14 protein-coding genes are annotated in these 17,934 nt (G+C 60.9%); 4 read left to right on the top strand and 10 right to left on the bottom strand.

Annotated elements, in window-relative coordinates; genetic code table 11:
* Positions 1 to 21: 21 nt before the first annotated feature.
* Genes AC30D9_RS13615 through AC30D9_RS13605 form a run of 3 tightly spaced genes read right to left on the bottom strand, consistent with a single transcriptional unit; the run spans position 22 to position 4,393 of the window.
* Positions 22 to 2,457: a PEP-utilizing enzyme gene (locus AC30D9_RS13615; protein ID WP_490144209.1), complete on the bottom strand. Its 2,436-nt coding sequence runs from the start codon at positions 2,455 to 2,457 to the stop codon at positions 22 to 24.
* A 9-nt stretch (positions 2,458 to 2,466) separates the two neighbouring features.
* Complete coding sequence (locus AC30D9_RS13610; protein WP_490144208.1) at positions 2,467 to 3,909, bottom strand: TIGR01777 family oxidoreductase; 1,443 nt, start codon at positions 3,907 to 3,909, stop codon at positions 2,467 to 2,469.
* Complete coding sequence (locus tag AC30D9_RS13605) at positions 3,902 to 4,393, bottom strand: cell division protein (protein ID WP_490144207.1); 492 nt, start codon at positions 4,391 to 4,393, stop codon at positions 3,902 to 3,904. Before AC30D9_RS13605 ends, AC30D9_RS13610 begins: the two co-directional genes overlap by 8 nt.
* A 619-nt stretch (positions 4,394 to 5,012) precedes the next feature.
* Between AC30D9_RS13605 and AC30D9_RS13600 the strand changes: the two genes are divergently transcribed.
* On the top strand, positions 5,013 to 5,384 hold the full coding sequence (locus AC30D9_RS13600; RefSeq protein WP_490144206.1) for a DUF6124 family protein: 372 nt from the start codon (positions 5,013 to 5,015) through the stop codon (positions 5,382 to 5,384).
* Between the two features lie 242 nt (positions 5,385 to 5,626).
* On the top strand, positions 5,627 to 6,403 hold the full coding sequence (locus tag AC30D9_RS13595; protein WP_490144205.1) for an RHS repeat-associated core domain-containing protein: 777 nt from the start codon (positions 5,627 to 5,629) through the stop codon (positions 6,401 to 6,403).
* A gap of 80 nt (positions 6,404 to 6,483) precedes the next feature.
* Here AC30D9_RS13595 and AC30D9_RS13590 read toward each other — a convergent pair whose 3' ends face one another.
* From AC30D9_RS13590 to AC30D9_RS13560, 7 genes are all read right to left on the bottom strand, one after another.
* On the bottom strand, positions 6,484 to 7,350 hold the full coding sequence (locus tag AC30D9_RS13590; RefSeq protein ID WP_307573272.1) for an ABC transporter permease: 867 nt from the start codon (positions 7,348 to 7,350) through the stop codon (positions 6,484 to 6,486).
* A 12-nt stretch (positions 7,351 to 7,362) separates the two neighbouring features.
* Positions 7,363 to 8,223 carry an ABC transporter ATP-binding protein gene (locus AC30D9_RS13585; RefSeq protein WP_490144204.1) on the bottom strand — a complete coding sequence of 287 codons (861 nt, stop codon included), beginning with the start codon at positions 8,221 to 8,223 and terminating at the stop codon, positions 7,363 to 7,365.
* A 5-nt stretch (positions 8,224 to 8,228) separates the two neighbouring features.
* On the bottom strand, positions 8,229 to 9,254 hold the full coding sequence (locus tag AC30D9_RS13580) for an ABC transporter substrate-binding protein (RefSeq protein WP_307573270.1): 1,026 nt from the start codon (positions 9,252 to 9,254) through the stop codon (positions 8,229 to 8,231).
* Between the two features lie 37 nt (positions 9,255 to 9,291).
* Positions 9,292 to 10,194: a TauD/TfdA dioxygenase family protein gene (locus AC30D9_RS13575; RefSeq protein WP_134922359.1), complete on the bottom strand. Its 903-nt coding sequence runs from the start codon at positions 10,192 to 10,194 to the stop codon at positions 9,292 to 9,294.
* Between the two features lie 398 nt (positions 10,195 to 10,592).
* Positions 10,593 to 11,960, bottom strand: coding sequence for an HlyD family type I secretion periplasmic adaptor subunit (locus AC30D9_RS13570; RefSeq protein ID WP_134922357.1), 1,368 nt, complete (start codon positions 11,958 to 11,960; stop codon positions 10,593 to 10,595).
* Positions 11,950 to 14,106 (bottom strand): type I secretion system permease/ATPase, encoded by a 2,157-nt coding sequence (locus tag AC30D9_RS13565; RefSeq protein WP_134922356.1) that lies wholly within the window; start codon positions 14,104 to 14,106, stop codon positions 11,950 to 11,952. The genes AC30D9_RS13570 and AC30D9_RS13565 overlap by 11 nt, the downstream gene beginning before the upstream one ends.
* 36 nt (positions 14,107 to 14,142) lie before the next feature.
* Positions 14,143 to 15,492, bottom strand: a complete 1,350-nt coding sequence (locus AC30D9_RS13560) for a TolC family outer membrane protein (protein ID WP_134922355.1) — start codon at positions 15,490 to 15,492, stop codon at positions 14,143 to 14,145.
* On the opposite strand from AC30D9_RS13560, the gene AC30D9_RS13555 reads away from it, so the two are divergent.
* Positions 15,473 to 15,634 carry a hypothetical protein gene (locus tag AC30D9_RS13555; RefSeq protein ID WP_167659292.1) on the top strand — a complete coding sequence of 54 codons (162 nt, stop codon included), beginning with the start codon at positions 15,473 to 15,475 and terminating at the stop codon, positions 15,632 to 15,634. The genes AC30D9_RS13560 and AC30D9_RS13555 overlap by 20 nt on opposite strands.
* Positions 15,635 to 15,850: 216 nt before the next feature.
* Positions 15,851 to 17,934: retention module-containing protein (locus AC30D9_RS13550; protein ID WP_490144203.1), on the top strand; the 2,084-nt coding region annotated here is incomplete at its 3' end.

Raw genomic sequence — 17,934 nt, 5'->3', positions numbered from 1 at the left:
ATCGACAGACATCGCACAGGCCTACTCCACCAACCTCAACTCACCATCGCAATACACCACCTCACGCCCCAACCAGGCCACATCAACCTGAGGCAATACCGCCGAAGGTTTGCGCAGTTCACGCAGTAGCGTCGAGCCGTGGGACAAGCGCCCGCCCATGCGCGCAATCACTGCCCGGGCGTGTTGATAGTGGGCATGACGGCCAGGGTCGAGGGTGTCTTCCAGCAGAATGTCCTCGCCCAAAATGCCTTGGGCCTGACCCGGGTAGATCAGGAAGCCGCTTGCCTGCTCGGTGCCTTCACGACCGTCCTGCCAGAAGCTGCCGTCGCGGCTGCGAATGTCCGGGTGCGGCGCGAACCAATGCGCCCGATCGGCTAACGGCATGGCGTGGTGCAGGCGAAAGAAGATTCGCATCAGGTTGTCGCGATACCATTCGCGTACTTGCAGGTAGTAACCGCGCAACCCCGGCAGACCCGCGCCGTGAGCCAGGCGAATCGCCAGGGGCCATTGGGGGAATACCTGCAGTGGCAGCTCGGTCGGGGCCGGGCGTGGCGTCGCCGGGTCGGTTTCCCACGGTAGTCGATGGGGGCTGTGTTCAAGGTTGTCATAGGCGGTCGGCGGTCGTCCCAACAGGTCGCCGCCGCTGCTGGCCAACGCGGTCGCAATGCACAGGTTGCCCTGCACCACGAACACATAGAACCGGGTGAACCAGTCAGCCAGTTGTTGGCCGTCAGCGCCTTGGGCGGTCAGTTCGTGCAACTCTTGGTCGAAGCGTTGCAAGCCGTTTTCCAGCGTCAGCAAATGGCCACGCGCAATACGCTGCATACGCAGGAACAATGGCAGCGAACGCAGCAGCCGCAGGGGCCGCCAAGGTAAATGCGGGGTGGCGCCACCGACCTCACCGGCGTAGCTGCTGGCGCTGATGCCCCAGTCGGCCAACCGGGCGAGAAACAGATCGTTGTTGATATACGAAGCACCGGCAAACACCGCCGTGAACGGCTCGTTGTCCTGCAACACCCTTGAGTCCCAACGAGCCATGATCGCCGGGATGCTCGCCGCCGCGCGGCGCTGGGCGTACTCCACCAACACGCTGGGCTGCGGCGGCAGGATCTCGGCGATGTTGGCGGCGGTCAGGTGGCGGCGCCAGCCGTAGTCGCTGATCGGCCGGTACTGCAGCAGCCAGAGTTGCGTGCCGTCCCAGGCCCATTCGACGTCGCCGGGCACGTAGTGAAAGACCCGCAATACGTCTTGGAGAAACCGCCACAGCGCTTCGGCGGTGAGGCCATGGGCTGGCTTGAATGCACCGCTGTTCCATGACTCGCCGAGACGGGAAATGATCGCCCTCTCGGGGCTCACGTGACCGTCTGCCAAGGACTCCAGGTGACCTTCGACCCATTCCAGTTCGACCGACAAGTGACGCACGAAGGCAATCCCGGACAGCCGTGGCGCGATGAAGCGCTGCACCACCACTTCCTCGACACCTGCCGCACTCAACTCGGCGATGCGCGCCGGCACGTTGGATGTCGGTTCCCGCAGGAACGTGGTGCTCAAGCCCGCGTTGGCCGCATCGGCTTGATCCTCCCCGTAACTGGAGGAGCGTACTGCCCAGATAGCATGCGGTTGGCTCTCCAGAAATTTTGGCAAGCGCGGATCATCGCAATCGTTGAGCGACAGCGCCGCAGGCACCGGCTGCCCAGCCAGTGCCGCCAGGCGCAAACGGCCTCCTTTGGTATGCGCGACAAACCCTCGCTCGCCGGACTCCAGCCACGCGGCGAATTCAGCCGGTGAGTCGATCCATGGGTAATGGCCCCAACCGGGTTTCAGGCTGATGGTCAAATCGGCACGGGCGAGAATGGCCGACCATGCCGCCGCCTGCGCGACGCCCAGTACCTTGTCCTGATCGCCCCAGACCAATTCGACCGGGTCGGTGATCCACTCCAGCAACGGCAACGCGGTGTTCGCCCGCACCAGATCCCAGTGCGGCACAAAAGCGCGACAACGGGCGTATCCAGCGCCCATGCGTTGGTACTGAGCGGGCGTCCAGGTCAGGCGGGAGAACTTGTGGGCAAACAGCGTCGGCTTGTTCGAAAGCAGCCAGTGAATGGTCTTGCGAATCGGCAGTGGCGACATCAACGCCGGCAACCGCCGCTGCCACAAAAACGCGCCCACCGGCGCCAGTAACACGCTGCGGCAAAAGTGCCCTGGCTGACGCTGCAAAGCGTGCAACACCAGCAACGCGTTGACCCCGACCGCCATGATCGCGCTGCCCTTGACCGTAGCCGCCAGCAACGCTTGGGCGTAGGCCGCAAGGTCTTCACAAGGGGCTTGGGGGTTGTTGCCAAAGCCCGGCAACTCCAGCGGCACCACGTCGTAGCGTTCAAAGTGCGGCAACGCGTCATCCCACCAATCGGCGGCGCTACCGTTGCCGGCCAGCAGGTACATCCGCGGCTTGCTCATGGATGCTCCTCAGGCCAGGTCGCGCAGGGCAGCGTCGAGTGTCGGGTAGCGGAATGCATAGCCGGCCTCGACGAGACGACCAGGCAGCACACGCTGGCCGTCGAAGAACAACTGGGCCATTTCGCCGGCCAGGGCGCGCACCGGCGCGGCGGGAATGTGGAACCACACCGGGCGCTTGAGCACCTTGCCGACGCTTTCGGCGAACAGCGCCTGACTGACCGTTTCTGGCGCCACCAGGTTGTAGGTGCCGCTCAGGCTTTCGTCATCGAAGGCGCGGGCGATGACGGCAATCACGTCGTCGCGGTGCACCCAACTCATGATCTGCCGACCATCGCCCATCCGCCCGCCGAACCCCAGGCGAAATGGAATCAGCAACGGCAGCAATGCGCCGCCCGGACCGAATACCACGCCCAGGCGCATCACCACCTGGCGCACACCCAGCTCGGTGGCGGGCAACGCCGAGGCTTCCCAGCGCGCACAGAGTTCGGCCATGAAACCATCTCCCCGGGCAGCGCTTTCATCGAGACTTTCACTGGCATCACGCACGCCGTAGAAGCCGATGGCAGAAGCTTGAATCCACAGCGCTGGCTTGTGCCGGGCGTTGTTCAGCCAAGCCATCAATGCCTCGGTGGTATTGACCCGGCTGGCGATGAGTTGCGCCTGACGCTTGGGGCTCCAGCGTGGGCCGGCAACCGGTGCGCCCGCCAGGTTGATCACCACATCGAAGGTTTCGTCATGGCCCAGCTTGCCCAGCGAACGCAGGCAACGGGCGCGGCCATCGAACAGATAGGCCGCCTTCAATGGATCGCGAGCCAATACACTGACCGTGTGCCCGGCGTCGAGCAGTTGGTTGACCAGGGTTTCGCCGATAAACCCGGTGCCACCGGTGACCAACACGCGCTTGTAGCCGCCACCGGCAAACGGGTTTGCGGGCTTGCCCGCGCGTTGCATGCGCAAGGCCGCCAAGCCGTCGCGAATCCCCGAAGCCGTGACGCCGATGGCGAACAAGGTCAGCAACCAACCGCGCCAGCCCAGGTCGATCCCGCTCAGGCCGGTGGGCAAACTCGCCCACTGCGCCAGTTGCACACCGTACAACGCGAAGAAGGCACCGCCGTTGACCGCCAGCACCGTGTGCATGATGCGTTCGATGGGCGGCAGCTTGCGGCTCCGGTCTTCGACCACGAAGTCCCAGAGCGTCAGGCCGATCTCCAAGGCGAACAGCAAGGCGATGACAATCGCCCACGCGCCTTCGAAGGCCAGATGCGCAATGCCCAGGAACAGGATCCCGTAGAAGCACGAACGCAAGGCATGGATGGACAATTCCAACCGGGCACTGTGGCGATAGGGCAAGGCAACGGTGAGTTCGTGGTGATACAGGGTATCCAGCGCACCTAGGATCGCCTGGGCAATCAACAGCGTGATGGCCCAGTCCAGCAGTGAAAAGTCAGGCATGGTTTGAATCACTCGACGCGTTGTCAGTCAGGGATGTGCGGCGGTCGTGGCGATAGAGCCAGAACAGCGGCGGCAATAATACGAGCAATGCGATACTGTCTAGCCACAGGTGCGACCAGACCCGGGCCTGGGCAGAGATCAACATGTCCTGGGGCGCCCAGAGCACGATGCCGGCGATCAACCAGCCCCAAGGCATGGCGCGCTTCAGACGACTGCCTATGTGCACGAGGGCAAGCATGTACAGCCCATAGCTTTGCAACGTGGCGCCGAACAAGGCCAGCCACCAGACTTGCTGCGCTCGGGCCGTAGCGGGCACCACCGTATTGGCGCCCCAGAAAGCCTGTTCAATGTTCTGTAGATAACCGTCGAGCAAGCCCGAATGACCGGCCCAAGTCAGCGTAACGCCGGCAAGCAGATGCATCAGGGCGGCGGCATATAACCAAACGACCAGGGCTTTGCGAAGGGTGTTGGGAGGGGTTGGCATTCCATGTCCTGAAGGCTTGCTTGAGGGCGGCCAGTCTAAAGGAAATGAACGGGGCTTTACTTGGCTAATGGGCTGGGCAGCGATAAATAAAATCTGCCACCTGGAGCGCTTGAAACCTGCGTCCCGCACCCAAGCCGAACACAGTTGTGGCGAGGGGATTTATCCCCGCTGGGCTGCGTAGCAGCCCTAAAACCAGCCGCCTCGGTGTGTCAGGTTGTTGGTCTTCAGCCATCTGGGGGGCTGCTGCGCAGCCCAGCGGGGATAAATCCCCTCGCCACAGGTTCTGTGTACCGCGTACCTACAGCAGGGTCCTAGGAGATTTCCTTCGAGCTGCGGCGATGTTGGTGAACTTGTCCGGCTTCGGGCCCACCGCTAGTCTGGGTTTGTCACTGAAAAAACGGTGACACGGCGTGCAAGCCCGGGTAAAAACCCAACCTATAATGCTTCCGGCCATTTATGGTGCATTCGTGCCTGTGTTTTATGGCGGCTGTGTTCGGGAGACTCTCGAGGTCTGCCGGGGTTTGGTTGGGTTGCCCGGTCTTGCACACTCGTACATAGCTGCCACCCTTCATTGCGTGCAGCGATCCAACGTGGTTCTCCCGTAAAGAGGAAACCCATCATGTTTAAACCCACTCCGAATCCACCCCAGAACTCGGTCAAATCCCACGCCGAAACCCTGGAAGCAAAGAAGTTCGACGAAACCGCCGAGCGCGTCCTCGACTACTACCTCAACCCCAAACCCACCGATGAAGGTTCGGGCAAAACCCAAACCGACCAACTCTTCATGGTCGCCCCGGACATCGACACCGAAACCCTGCTGGCCAATGCCTCCGAAGACTTATTGTCCATCAGCGCCATCGCCGCCGACCTGGCCGATGATGTCGATGGCACCCGTCGCAGCGTGATCCTGGCAATCAGTCGGATGGCTGATGGGATGCATTTGCTGGTGGAGCGGGCGATGGATCGGTTTGAGGTGCAAGCGGCGGGCTGATGTGCCTGTGGTGGCTTAAAGACCGCCTTCGCGAGCAGGCCCGCTCCCACACTGGATCTATGTAGAACCGAAATATCGAGCTCAACGCCGACAAGCTGTGGGAGCGGGCTCGCTCGCGAAGGCGTCAAACCAGACAACCCAGAAAGAGGGAACAACTAACAGTTCTGATAGTTCTCCAACCTGCGCAAGGAGAGTAGAACTATGGCCAACAGCTCCCAGCCTCATCCTTACAAGTGCTTCGTATGACTCAAATCAAACCGAAAGACCAAGAGAAACCGAGCCAGCAGCGTACGGTGTTGCTGGCAGTGGATCTCAAAAACTCGGTACTCGCTGAACTCGACGCGGGCAATACCAATCGCATTGCGTACTCACCATACGGTCACCACTCGGCCCAGCTTGAGGTCATGTCCCAATTGGGGTTCAACGGTGAACGGCGCGAAACGATGCCCGAACGGTACTTTCTGGGTAATGGCTACCGCGTCTACAACCCACGACTGATGCGCTTTCATAGCCCGGACAGTATGAGTCCGTTTGGTAAGGGTGGGTTGAATGCATACATGTATTGCGACGGGGAACCGGTGATGAATTCGGATCCGACGGGCCACTTCTTCTTGAGGGTTATAGCCGCCACGGCGGTCGCGGCGGTTGTGAAGAAGCTCGACGATGTAGTTGTCCCTACTCTGGGATTGACAACTGGTCAGTTGCCAATCCCCCCTATTAGTCAGGGTATAAAAAAACTCAACGACTTCACAAGACAGCTCAGAGAATGGGTGGCCAATATACCTAGCCAGCCAAATACGGAGCTGGCAACGAAAAGATCGTTTCACGTGCTCTCTGACAGGCCCTTCGGTAGTGGTTCTTCATCAAGTGGTTCTTCATCAGGAGGTTCTGGTAGTTCACTTAGCTATTCATACAGAAAGGATGTTACCCGCCCTCCACCAAAACCTGTCCGAACCACGGGTACCACGGGTAGCTCGGGTAGCTCGGGTAGCTCGGGTAGCTGGGGTAAAACCAAATGAATTCGCTTCGTCAATCGCGAATGTCAGCCAGTTTCGGCAGTTAGCTCATTACAGTTTTCCGTGATGAGCCAAACTGCTTTTTAGCGTTGCATCCCCCAACGCTTCACCGTCACCCGCTCCAGCGAATCAAACACCAAATTCTCCACCAACAACCCAATCAAAATCACCACCGCCAACCCCGCAAAGACCTTGTCGGTATACAGCTCATTACGATTCTGAAAGATGTACCAACCCAAGCCACCCTTGCCGCTGGTGGCGCCGAACACCAGCTCCGCGGCGATCAGGGTACGCCAGGCGAAAGCCCAGCCGATTTTCAACCCGGCGAGGATCGACGGCAGCGCCGCCGGGATCAGGATGAACAGCACAAAGCGCAGGCCCTTGAGCCCATAGTTGCGCCCGGCCATGCGCAGCGTTTCCGACACACTAAGAAACCCCGCATACATGTTCAACGCCAGCGCCCACAGCACCGAATGCACCAGCACGAAAATCAGGCTGTTCTGCCCCAGGCCGAACCACAACAGCGCCAGCGGCAACAGGGCGATGGCCGGCAGCGGATTGAACATCGACGTCAAGGTGCTCAGCAGGTCACGCCCCAATTGCGTCGACACCGCCAGGGTGGTCAAGCCAAACGCCAGGATGATGCCCAGCAAATAGCCTTTGAGCAGCACCACCAGGGAAATCCACACCTTGCCCAGCAACTCGCCGCTGAGCAAACCGTCGTACAACGCATTGGCGGTCTGCAAGAAGCTCGGCAGCAACAGGTCGTTGTTCTGGTAACGCGCCACGCCCTCCCACACCAGCGCCAGCACGAACAGGATAAAACTCTTGCGCAGCCAACCCTGCTGCCAGAGGCGCTGGCCCAAGGGCAAATCCCGCTCCAGCGGCACGTGGGTCAGGGGTTGCAGGTCAACTTCGTATTCTTCGCGCGCAGGCGATAACTGGCTCATGAAACGCTCCCCTTAATACGCGATACGGATGTCGGTGAAATCCAGCTCACGCTCGGTTTCAGGCGGCTGACCTTCATTGAACAGCAATCCATGAATCCGCCGCGCCGTATGCTGGAACCCCACGCCACCGAGGCTGTGCAGATCGTATTGATGGCTATGGACTTCCGCCCGGACACGTCCCGGGTGCGGAGACAGCAGCAGGATGCGATTGCCCACCACCAACGCCTCTTCGATGGAGTGAGTGACGAACAGCAAGGTGAAGCGCACCTCCTCCCAGAGCAGCAGCAATTCTTCCTGCATCTTGCGCCGGGTCAGGGCATCGAGGGCGGCGAAGGGTTCGTCCATCAAGAGGATTTTCGGCTGCATCGCCAATGCCCGGGCAATCGCGACCCGGGCCTTCATGCCACCGGACAACGTGTGGGGATAGGCATCGGCAAACGCCGCCAGGCCAACTTTGTCGAGGTAGTGCAGCGCCCGCTCCTCGGCCTCGCGACGCTTGAGCGTGCCCGACGCCAGCAGCGCGAACATCACGTTCTGCTTCACGGTCTTCCAGGGCGGCAGTTGGTCAAATTCCTGGAACACCACAATCCGATCCGGCCCCGGCGCACTGACGGTTTGGCCTTGCAAACGAATCTCGCCTTCACAAGGAGCGATGAAACCGCCAATGGCCTTGAGCAAGGTGGACTTGCCGCAACCGGACGGGCCGAGCAGCACAAAACGATCCGCCGGATCGACTTCGAAACTCACCTGGTGGGTAGCCCGCACCACGCGCTGCGGGGTGCGGTATTCGAGGCTGACGTTATCCACCGACAACAACGCGGTGCCGGTAGAAGTGGGGTTGCTGACCGCGTGGCCTTGCAAACGCGCGTTCATGACGATCAGCTCCCCTGCAACGGTTTGGCGTCCTGGAAGAAATAGTCTTCCCATGACGCGGGTTTGTTCTTGATCGCGCCGACGCGGTAGAGGAATTCGGCCAGCGGGTAGGTGTTTTTCGGGGTGACGGTGAATTCGATCTGCGGGTTATCGATGATCTTCAGCAAGGTCGCCCGATCAATGTTGGCCTTGGTCACTCGCAGGTAGGTGTCCGCCGCCGCGCCCTTGTCCTTCTGGGCGAACTCGGCCGCTTCGGTCAACGCCTCGACGAATGCCTTGTAGGTCTTCGGGTTTTCATCGCGGAATTTCTCGGTGGCGAACAGCACCGTGGGCGAGTTCGGCCCAAGCACGTCATAGGAGTTGAGCACCACGTGGACGTTGGGGTTTTGCAGGGCCTGGTCCTGGAACGGCGGGTTGGAGAAGTGCCCGGTCAACTCGGTGCCACCGGCAATCAACGCCGCCGTGGCGTCCGGGTGCGGAACCGCCAGGGTGTACTTGTCCAGGCGATTGAAATCCTTGTCGCCCCACTGCTTCGCGGCGGCGTATTGCAGGAACCGCGACTGCACCGAAACGCCCACCGCCGGCACCGCGATGCGGTCCTGCTCGGTGAAGTCGGCGATGGTCTTGATTTTGGGGTTGTTGCTCAACAGGTAATAGGGAAAGTTGCCCAGGGAAGCCACCGCCTTGACGTTCTGCTTGCCACGGGTACGGTCCCAGACCGTCAACAACGGCCCGACACCAGCCCCGGCAATGTCGATGGAGCCCGACAGCAACGCATCGTTGACAGCCGCGCCGCCGGACAACTGGGTCCAATCGACCTTGATGTCGATGCCCTCCTGCTTGCCGTGCTTTTCGATCAGTTGTTGATCGCGCACCACGTTCAGCAACAGGTAAACGATGCCAAATTGTTCGGCGATACGAATCTCGCCCTCGGCGTGGGCACTGGCGGGCGCGACCAGGCTGCCGGCCAGCAAACTGAACCCCAGGCCGATGGCGGCGGCCAGCGGTGCAAAAGCAATGCGTTTGGACATGGTGATTCTCCGGGCTCTTTGCGCGCTGCGCAGCCGATCAGAAAGGGGCGTCGCCCTGGATGGTGGTGCGATACAGCTTGCGGCGCAGATGACTCGGGCAACCGGCGGCCAGATGGATCAGCGAACGGTTGTCCCAGAACACCAGGTCATGGGGCTGCCATTGATGGCGATAGATGTTCTGCGGCAGCACGCTGTGGGCATACAGCTCGGCCAGCAGTGCGTTGCTCTCGTCCTCCGGCAGGCCGACGATGCGGGTGGTGAAGCCTTCGCTGACGAACAACGCCTTGCGCCCGGTTTCCGGGTGGGTGCGCACGATCGGATGCACCACTTCGGCAACCTGGGCCAATTGCTCCGGCGTGAGCGTCGGGCGCCAGTTGCCTTCGAATTTGGTCTCGCTGTAGCGCGCCGTGTAGGAGTGCGCCGCCGAGCGGCCCTCCACGGCTTTACGCAAGGCTTCGGGCAAGCCCTCCCAGGCCTTGTGCATGTCGGCGAACAGCGTGTCGCCGCCTTCGCTCGGCAGTTCCTGGGCGTGAAGCATCGAGCCGAGGCTGGGCAGTTCTTTATAGGAAAGGTCCGAATGCCAGAATTTACCGGCATCGCCGAGGCCGATGGATTGGCCGTTTTCGATGATGTTGGAGACGATGAGGATTTCCGGATGCCCGGCCAGCAGGAACTGCTTGAGCACATGGATTTGCAGCACGCCGAAACGGCGGCTGAAGGCAATCTGTTGTTCAGGGGTGATGCGCTGCTCGCGGAACACCACGACGTGATAGTCCAGGTGCGCACGGTGGATGCGGGCGAAGTCCTGGTCGTTGACCGGCCGGGACAAGTCCAGGCCGACAATCTCGGCGCCTATGGCATCGCGAAATGGGCGGATTTCGAACGACTGCGGTGCAATGTTCGCGATAGATGAATCTGGAGAATAAGAGACGGCTGGCATACATCACTCCCACGCACAGCGCGCTCTACAGGCGCGCGTCGATCAAAAACTCACGGAGGTCCCGTGTCGGTTTGTGTCGTGCGGCGCGCCGATTGGTCGGCAGGTACGCAGGAGGATGACTTTAAAGGTATAAGAAAGTTAATTTAAATATTAAAAATGCATAACTATATGGCAGAACCTGTGGGAGCGGCTTTGATTCTATGGCGAGGGGATTTATCCCCGCTGGGCTGCGCAGCAGCCCTAAAGCAGTTAACTCAATCTTCCTAGCACACCGCGTTGCCTGGTTTGGGGGCTGCTGCGCAGCCCAACGGGGATAAATCCCCTCGCCACAAAAGCTTCCAAGCAAGCCCAAGTCCCCAAAACCATAGATCAGCAGTTTGGGGAATCAGACCTGGGTGCTACCGCTCGTGCAACGCCTCGGCCCGGGCCTTGATGATGGGCTTGAGCAGGTAGCTGAGCACGGTTTTCTTGCCGGTGATGATGTCCACCGACGCCACCATGCCCGGAATGATCAGCAGCGGTTTGTCATCGGTGCCCAGGTGGCTGCGTTCGGTGCGCAGCTTGATGATGTAGTAGGTGGTTTTCTTGTCTTCATCGGTGATGGTATCGGCACCGATCTGTTCCAGCTTGGCTTTCAGCCCGCCGTAGATGGTGTAGTCATACGCGGTGAATTTCACCGTGGCGCTCTGGCCTGGGTGCAGGAAGGCGATGTCCTGGGGACGGATTTTCGCTTCCACCAGGATGGTGTCGTCCAGCGGCACGATTTCCACCAGGTCGCTGCCAGGTTGGATCACCCCGCCGATGGTGTTCACCAGCAACTTGTTGACGATACCCCGCACCGGCGATGTCACCAGGGTCCGGCTCACCCGGTCTTCCAGGGCCTTGCCGGTGGCTTGGGCCTTGTTCAGGTCAGTGCGGGCTTCGTTGAGCTGGGTCAGGGCTTCGCTGCGGAATTTGCCGCGAGTCTCGTCGATCTTGCGCTGCACTTCCTTGATCGCCGATTCGGCGCGGGGAATCGCCAGCGTGGTGGCGTCCAGTTGCCCACGGGTCTCGACTTCGGCGCGCTTGAGCCGCAGCACTTCCACCGGCGATACCGCGCCCTGGGCCACCAACGGCTCGGACATGTTGATTTCCTGGCGTTGCAGCGCCAGGCCGGAACGGTACTGCGCCTGCTTGGACACGAACTCGCGCAGCTCTTGCTGACGTTGGATCAACTGTTCCTGCAAGCCGCCGATTTCATCGTGCAACTGCTGACGGCGACTGATGTACAGCGACTCTTCGCTGGCCGCCTGGCCCGGCACCGCCTTGAGCACATCGGCCGGGAAATTCAGCGGCCGATCATCGACCTCGGCACTCAGGCGTTCGACCCGCAGCAGCATGGACAGGCGATCAGCCTCGGTTTCGCCGACGTTGGAGACAAACCGTGTGTCATCCAAACGAATCAACGGCGCGCCGGCCTCGACGATCTGCCCTTCCTTGACGAACAGTTCGGCGACGATCCCACCCTCCAGGTTCTGGATTTTCTGGATCTTGGACGAGGGAATCGCCTTGCCGTCGCCCTTGGTCACTTCGTCGATGACCGCGAAGTTGGCCCACAACGCGAGGAATACAAAGAAGCCGATGATCCCCCAGATCGTCAGGCGCACCACCCGGGGGGCGTCTTCGATCAGGGCCTTGTTGACTTCAGGCAGCGGTTGCCCGTGCAGCGAGTCGGAGCCTTTGAAATAGCGGCCCACGGCACCCTTCAAACCGGATTTAAGCAACACTGATCTGCCCCTTCTTCAACGCTTCCATGACAGCGGCTTTCGGGCCGTCGGCGAGAATCTGTCCACGGTCGATCACCAGCAGGCGATCCACCAGCGACAGCAAGGACGCTCGGTGCGTCACCAGCAGTACCGTCTTGTTCTCCACCACGGCGGCCAGGCGCTGTTTCAGGCGTTCTTCACCGGTGTTGTCCATGGCGCTGGTGGGCTCGTCCAGCAACAGGATGGGCGGGTTGAGCAGCAATGCGCGGGCCAGGGCGACGTTCTGGCGCTGGCCACCGGACAGGTTCTGCCCGCGCTCGCCGACCTGCAGTTCATAGCCTTGTGGATGCAGGCGGGCGAATTCATGCACGCCCGCCAGCTCGGCGGCCTGGAGCACCAGTTCGTCCTCGACGTAACGGGCGCCGGAGGTCAGGTTGTCCCGCAGGGTGCCGGCCAGCAGTTGGATGTCCTGGGGCACGTAGCCAATGTTGTAGCGCAGCTCGCTGACGTCGATCTGGCGGATGTCCACGCCGTCCACCAGCAACGCGCCGTCGTCCGGCTGGTACAAGCCCACCAGCAACTTGGCCAGGGAACTCTTGCCCGAACCGCTGCGGCCGATGATGCCGATTTTCTCGCCCGGCTTGATCACCAGGTTGATGTTCTTCAGCGCGGCGTTCTGCTGGTTCGGGTAGGTGAAATTCAACTGACGGCATTCAACGGCGCCCTGCAAGACCTTACGGCTCAGCGGGCGCTCGTCGAAATTTCGCTCCTGGGGCAGTTCCATCATCTGGTCGACCGAGGTCATGGTCACCCGCGCCTGCTGGTAGCGGGTCAGCAGGCCCGACAGCGAAGCCAATGGGCTGAGGGCGCGGCCGCTGAGCATATAGCAGGCAACCAGCCCACCCATGCTCAGGTTGCCGGCGATGATCAGGTAAACGCCGAAGACGATCATGACCACGCCGGCCAGTTGCTGGATCAGCAAGGTGATGTTCATCGCCAGGCCGGAGAGCATCTTCACCCGCAGTTCGAGGCGGCTGAGGGTGCCGATGGTCTGTTCCCACTGGTACTGACGCTCGCTCTCGGCGTTGTTGACCTTCACCGCGTCCAGGCCGGCCAGGGTTTCGATCAGGCTGGATTGGCGCTCGGCACCCAGGGCCATGGTGCGCTCCATGGTCGCTACCAAAGGCTTCTGCAAGGCATAGCCGATCAACAGGGCAATCGGGAACGCCAGCACCGGGATCCACACCAGGTGCCCGCCGATAATCGCGATGACCATGAAGATCAGCAGGGTGAACGGCAGGTCGATCAGGCTGGTGAGGGTCAGCGAGGCGAGGAAGTCCCGCAGGCTTTGGAATTCGTGAATGTTCTGGGCAAAGCTGCCGACCCGCGCCGGGCGGTATTTCATGGCCATGCCGACGATGCGCTCGAACAGCGTCGCCGAAATGATCAGGTCGGTTTTCTTGCCGGCCAGGTCCAGGCACAGGCTGCGCAGCATCTTGAGGATCAGGTCGAACACATAGGCGCCGGTGATACCGACGGCCAGCACCCACAGGGTCGATTCGGCCTGGTTCGGCACCACGCGGTCGTAGACGTTCATCACGAACAGCGGCGCGGCCATGGCGATGATGTTGATCAGCAGGCTGGCGGCGATGGCGTCGGCGTACAGCCAGCGGGATCGCTTGAGGGTGTCGCGAAACCAGGAACGCGCCCGAGGAATCAGCGTGCCGTGGTTCACGTCAAATTTATGCTGCGGCTGAGCGAAGAAAACCTTGCCAATGTAGTCATCGGCCAGCAGTTCGCGATTGACGGTAACCTCACCACCATCGCTTTCACTGAGCAGCAACCGCGCCTGATCGTCGCCGCTCCAGCCCAGCAGCACGGCGCTGCGACCGTCCTTGAGCAGCAACAGCGCCGGCATGGCGATGGTCGGAATTTGCTCGAGCTTGCGTTGCAGCACCCGGCCTTGCAAACCGGCACGGGCGGCGGCACGCGACAATAATTCGACGCTCAGCCGTTGCTTGGGCAACGGCAGGCCGGTGGTGAGCATCGCCGCGCTGGCCGGCTTCTGATGCAGCATGCAGAGCGCCAGCAGACCGTCCAGCAACGGGTCATCGTGCAGCGTGCGCGGGTCATGAACGAGTTCGACTGGACTAACTTCTGATTCCACGCTCTGCACTCTGACTGATTAAAACGGGTTGTAGGCTCAATTCATCCCAGGCAACTGAACCTTGGGTTTCATGTCGTTCTGCACAACCGATGCCAACGGTGCGACCACGCCCTGGCTTTTCAACAACTGACCCATGGTTGCCTTGATCCGGTACTGGGTGAACAGTTGCACATTCTTGATTTCCGCCAGGCGCCGGGATGCGCTGAACAGCTCGTTTTCGCTGTCGAGCAAGTCGAGCAGGGTCCGCTCGCCAAGGCTGAACTGTTTCTGGTAGGCGGTGCGCACGTTGGCGCTGCGATCCACATATTGCTGGGCGACCGGCACCTGGGCGTTGGCGTTGTTCAAGGCGTTCCAGGCCAGGCCCAGCTCTTCATTCAACTGGCGCAGCGCGTTGTTGCGGATGTCCAGGGCCTGGTTGGACAGGTACGACTTGGATTCCAGGTCCGCCTTGTTGCTGCCGCCGGCATACAGGTTGAAACGCATGCGCAGCATGGCTTGCCATTCATTATTGTGGCCGTTCTGGCCGTCCAGGTCGTTGTCGGCGGTACGGCCCAGCTCGGCGTCGAAGCGTGGGTAGAAGCTCGACTTGGCGGCTTCGTACTGCTGCTCGGCGGCAGCGATGTCGGCTTCGGCCGAACGCAGCACCGGGCTGTTTTCCAGCATCTGGGCACGGGCTTCGGTCAGGTTGGCCGGCAACAGCGCCATAAAGTCGGCAGGACGTTCCAGTTGATCGGGCAGTTGGCCGACGGCGCTGAGGTAGTTGGTCTCGGCATCGGCCAGGTTGGTTTGTTCGGTGATCAGGTTGTTGCGGGCCTGGGCCATGCGCGCCTCGGCCTGGTCCAGGTCAGCACCGCTGCCCACGCCACGGGAAGTGCGCAGCTTGATCTGGTCGAAGATGCGCTCGTGGCTCTTGAGGTTTTCCTCGGCCAGGCGCACGAACTCGCGACGGGTCAGCACGTCCAGGTAGACCTGGGCCACCGTCAACCCGGTGCGCTCGGAAGCGTCCAGCAACGAATAGGCACGGGCATTGACGGTGGCTTGTTGACGCCCCACTTCACTGGACGTCGCAAAACCGTCAAAAACCATTTGCGACAGACGCAGGCTCGACTCGCTGCGGTTCAAGGTTTCCCAATGATTGTTGCCGCCTGAACGGGTGGTGACGCTGTCGGTGCCTTCACGACCGTAGCCGGCGGCAAGGTCCACTCTAGGCAGGTAGCCGCCCTTGGCGGCCTTGAGTTGGTAATCCGCCGCGAGACGACTGTTCACACCGGCCTGGATTTCAGGATGGACATCCAGCGCCTGTTGCATGGCCTGCGGCAAGGTTTGTGCTTGTACGAAACTGGCGGCGAGGGCGAAGGGTAAAGCCATGAACAAGGGCGAACGCATGGGGGATTTCTTCCTGAAACACTTGTCTTGGATCACAGCGAAACGTGGCGCTGCATCAGATAATGGCAACCGGAATGACCGTATGTCGGAAAGTTCAAAACAGGAGCTGGAACACCCACCGAAAGAACAGGTCGCCGCTTAAATATCAATGTGACATTACGCCAATGATTGTTTAGGATGGCTGGCATAAGGTCAATAGTTTGGCACAAACAAAATAATTGAAAAACAAGAGCCAAAATATTGACATGTAAAAGCGTCAAATAACCTTACTTTGTGAACATGAACGTCCAGACCGCTGCCGCCTACAAGCTGCCGGGTCCATGGAAGTCTACTGAGCGTGGCACCCGGAGAGTCTTCAATGAGCAGTGTTATTGCCGTTGTCAAAAGCATTGTTGGTCAGGTTTTCGCCGTATCCCCCGAGGGCATCCGTCGCGTACTCATTGAAGGTGATCGCTTGTATACGGGCGACCAGTTGGACACTGGCCCTTCCGGCGCCGTCACATTGGATCTGGCCGATGGCCGCACCCTGGACCTGGGCCGCGACACTCAGTGGAGCGCCAATGCCCCGGACTCGTCCACCGATCTTGAGCAGGCCACCGCCCAGGCCGCACCGTCGGTAGAAGAACTGCAGCAAGCCATCGCCGCTGGCGTCGACCCGACGACCGCCCTGGAAGCCACCGCCGCCGGCGCTACTGCCGCGGGGACTGGTGGTGCCGCCGGTGGCGGCCACAGCTTTGTGGTGCTGGACGCCACCGCAGGCAGCGTCGACCCTACCGTCGGCTTCCCAACGGAAGGTCTCGCTGCGGCTGCCGCCACCGATAACAACATCCTCGGTGGCGATACCACGGATACGACCGCCAACGCCGTGCTCAATGCGACGATGACCCTGAGCGCCACGCCGACCCTGACCGAGGCTGGCGGCGTGCTGGTCTACACCGCGACCGTGACCCAGGCCCCGCAGACCAACCTGACCGTGACCTTGTCCAACGGCGCGGTCATCGTGATCCCGGCGGGTCAACTCACCGGTAGCGTCAACGTCCCACTCGCGCCGAACGACACGGTCTACAACGACCCAAGCCAGATCAGCGTGACCGTCACTGGCACCACCGGCGGTACCGGCATTGCCGTGACCTTGCCCACCACGCCTGCCGTGACTCAGATCACCGACACCATCGACACCACCACCGTCACCCTGACGGCGGGCAACACCGTGACCGAAGGCGGCCAGATCACCTACACCGCCACGCTGACTAATCCGGCTCAAACGCCGGTGACCGTGACCTTGAGCAATGGCTCGGTCATCACCATCGCGGCTGGTCAAACCACCGGCACTGTTGCTGTCGATACCCCGACCAATGACGTCTACAACAATGGCAGCACGGTCAGCACCACGATTACTGGCGCAACCGGCGGTAACTTCGAGAACCTGGTACCGAGCACTGCGCCTGCGGTCACCACGATTACCGATTCGGCTGATACCACCGGCCTGACTTTGACCGCTAGCAACACCATCACCGAAGGCGGCCAGATTACCTACACCGCTACATTGACTAACCCAGCTCAAACCCCGGTGACAGTGACCTTGAGCAACGGCTCGGTCATCACCATCGCGGCTGGTCAAACCACCGGCACCGTCAACGTCGAGACGCCTGCCAACGATGTCTACAACAACGGCAGCACCGTCAGCACCACCATCACCGGTGCGACTGGCGGTAACTTCGAAAACCTGGTGCCGAGCACCACGCCCGCCGTTACCACGATTACTGATTCGGTCGATGCTACCGGTCTAACCTTGACCGCTAGCAACACCATCACCGAAGGCGGTCAGATTACCTATACCGCTACATTGACTAACCCAGCTCAAACCCCGGTGACAGTGACCTTGAGCAACGGCTCGGTCATCACCATCGCTGCCGGCCAAACCACCGGCAGTGTTGCAGTCGATACCCCGGCCAACGACGTTTACAACAACGGCAGTACCGTCAGCACCACGATTACCGGTGCCACCGGTGGCAACTTTGAGAATTTGGTACCGAGCACTACGCCTGCTGTCACCACGATCACCGACTCCACTGACACTACCGGCCTGACACTGACCGCCAGTGACACCATTACCGAAGGTGGGCAGATCACCTACACCGCGACGTTGACCAACGCGGCTCAAACGCCAGTGACCGTGACCTTGAGCAACGGTTCGGTCATCACCATCGCTGCCGGCCAAACCACCGGCAGTGTTGCAGTCGATACTCCGGCCAACGACGTCTACAACAATGGCAGCACCGTCAGCACCACGATTACCGGTGCGACTGGCGGCAACTTCGAAAACCTGGTGCCAAGCACTGCACCTGCGGTCACTACAATCACTGACTCGGTCGATGCCACCGGCTTGACGCTGACGGCTAGCGATACCATCACCGAAGGCGGTCAGATCACCTACACCGC

This window comes from Pseudomonas sp. DF11 (assembly GCF_058148565.1).
Note: the sequence above shows the minus strand (reverse complement) of the source record. Positions and strands in the feature narration are given on the sequence as shown.

Bases quoted from the DNA above. Each gene is read 5' to 3' on its own strand.
- AC30D9_RS13615 (WP_490144209.1), bottom strand. From the start codon at position 2,457: ATGAGCAAGCCGCGGATGTACCTGCTGGCCGGCAACGGTAGCGCCGCC.
- AC30D9_RS13610 (WP_490144208.1), bottom strand. From the start codon at position 3,909: ATGCCTGACTTTTCACTGCTGGACTGGGCCATCACGCTGTTGATTGCC.
- AC30D9_RS13605 (WP_490144207.1), bottom strand. From the start codon at position 4,393: ATGCCAACCCCTCCCAACACCCTTCGCAAAGCCCTGGTCGTTTGGTTA.
- AC30D9_RS13600 (WP_490144206.1), top strand. From the start codon at position 5,013: ATGTTTAAACCCACTCCGAATCCACCCCAGAACTCGGTCAAATCCCAC.
- AC30D9_RS13595 (WP_490144205.1), top strand. From the start codon at position 5,627: ATGACTCAAATCAAACCGAAAGACCAAGAGAAACCGAGCCAGCAGCGT.
- AC30D9_RS13590 (WP_307573272.1), bottom strand. From the start codon at position 7,350: ATGAGCCAGTTATCGCCTGCGCGCGAAGAATACGAAGTTGACCTGCAA.
- AC30D9_RS13585 (WP_490144204.1), bottom strand. From the start codon at position 8,223: ATGAACGCGCGTTTGCAAGGCCACGCGGTCAGCAACCCCACTTCTACC.
- AC30D9_RS13580 (WP_307573270.1), bottom strand. From the start codon at position 9,254: ATGTCCAAACGCATTGCTTTTGCACCGCTGGCCGCCGCCATCGGCCTG.
- AC30D9_RS13575 (WP_134922359.1), bottom strand. From the start codon at position 10,194: ATGCCAGCCGTCTCTTATTCTCCAGATTCATCTATCGCGAACATTGCA.
- AC30D9_RS13555 (WP_167659292.1), top strand. From the start codon at position 15,473: ATGAACAAGGGCGAACGCATGGGGGATTTCTTCCTGAAACACTTGTCT.
- AC30D9_RS13560 (WP_134922355.1), bottom strand. From the start codon at position 15,492: ATGCGTTCGCCCTTGTTCATGGCTTTACCCTTCGCCCTCGCCGCCAGT.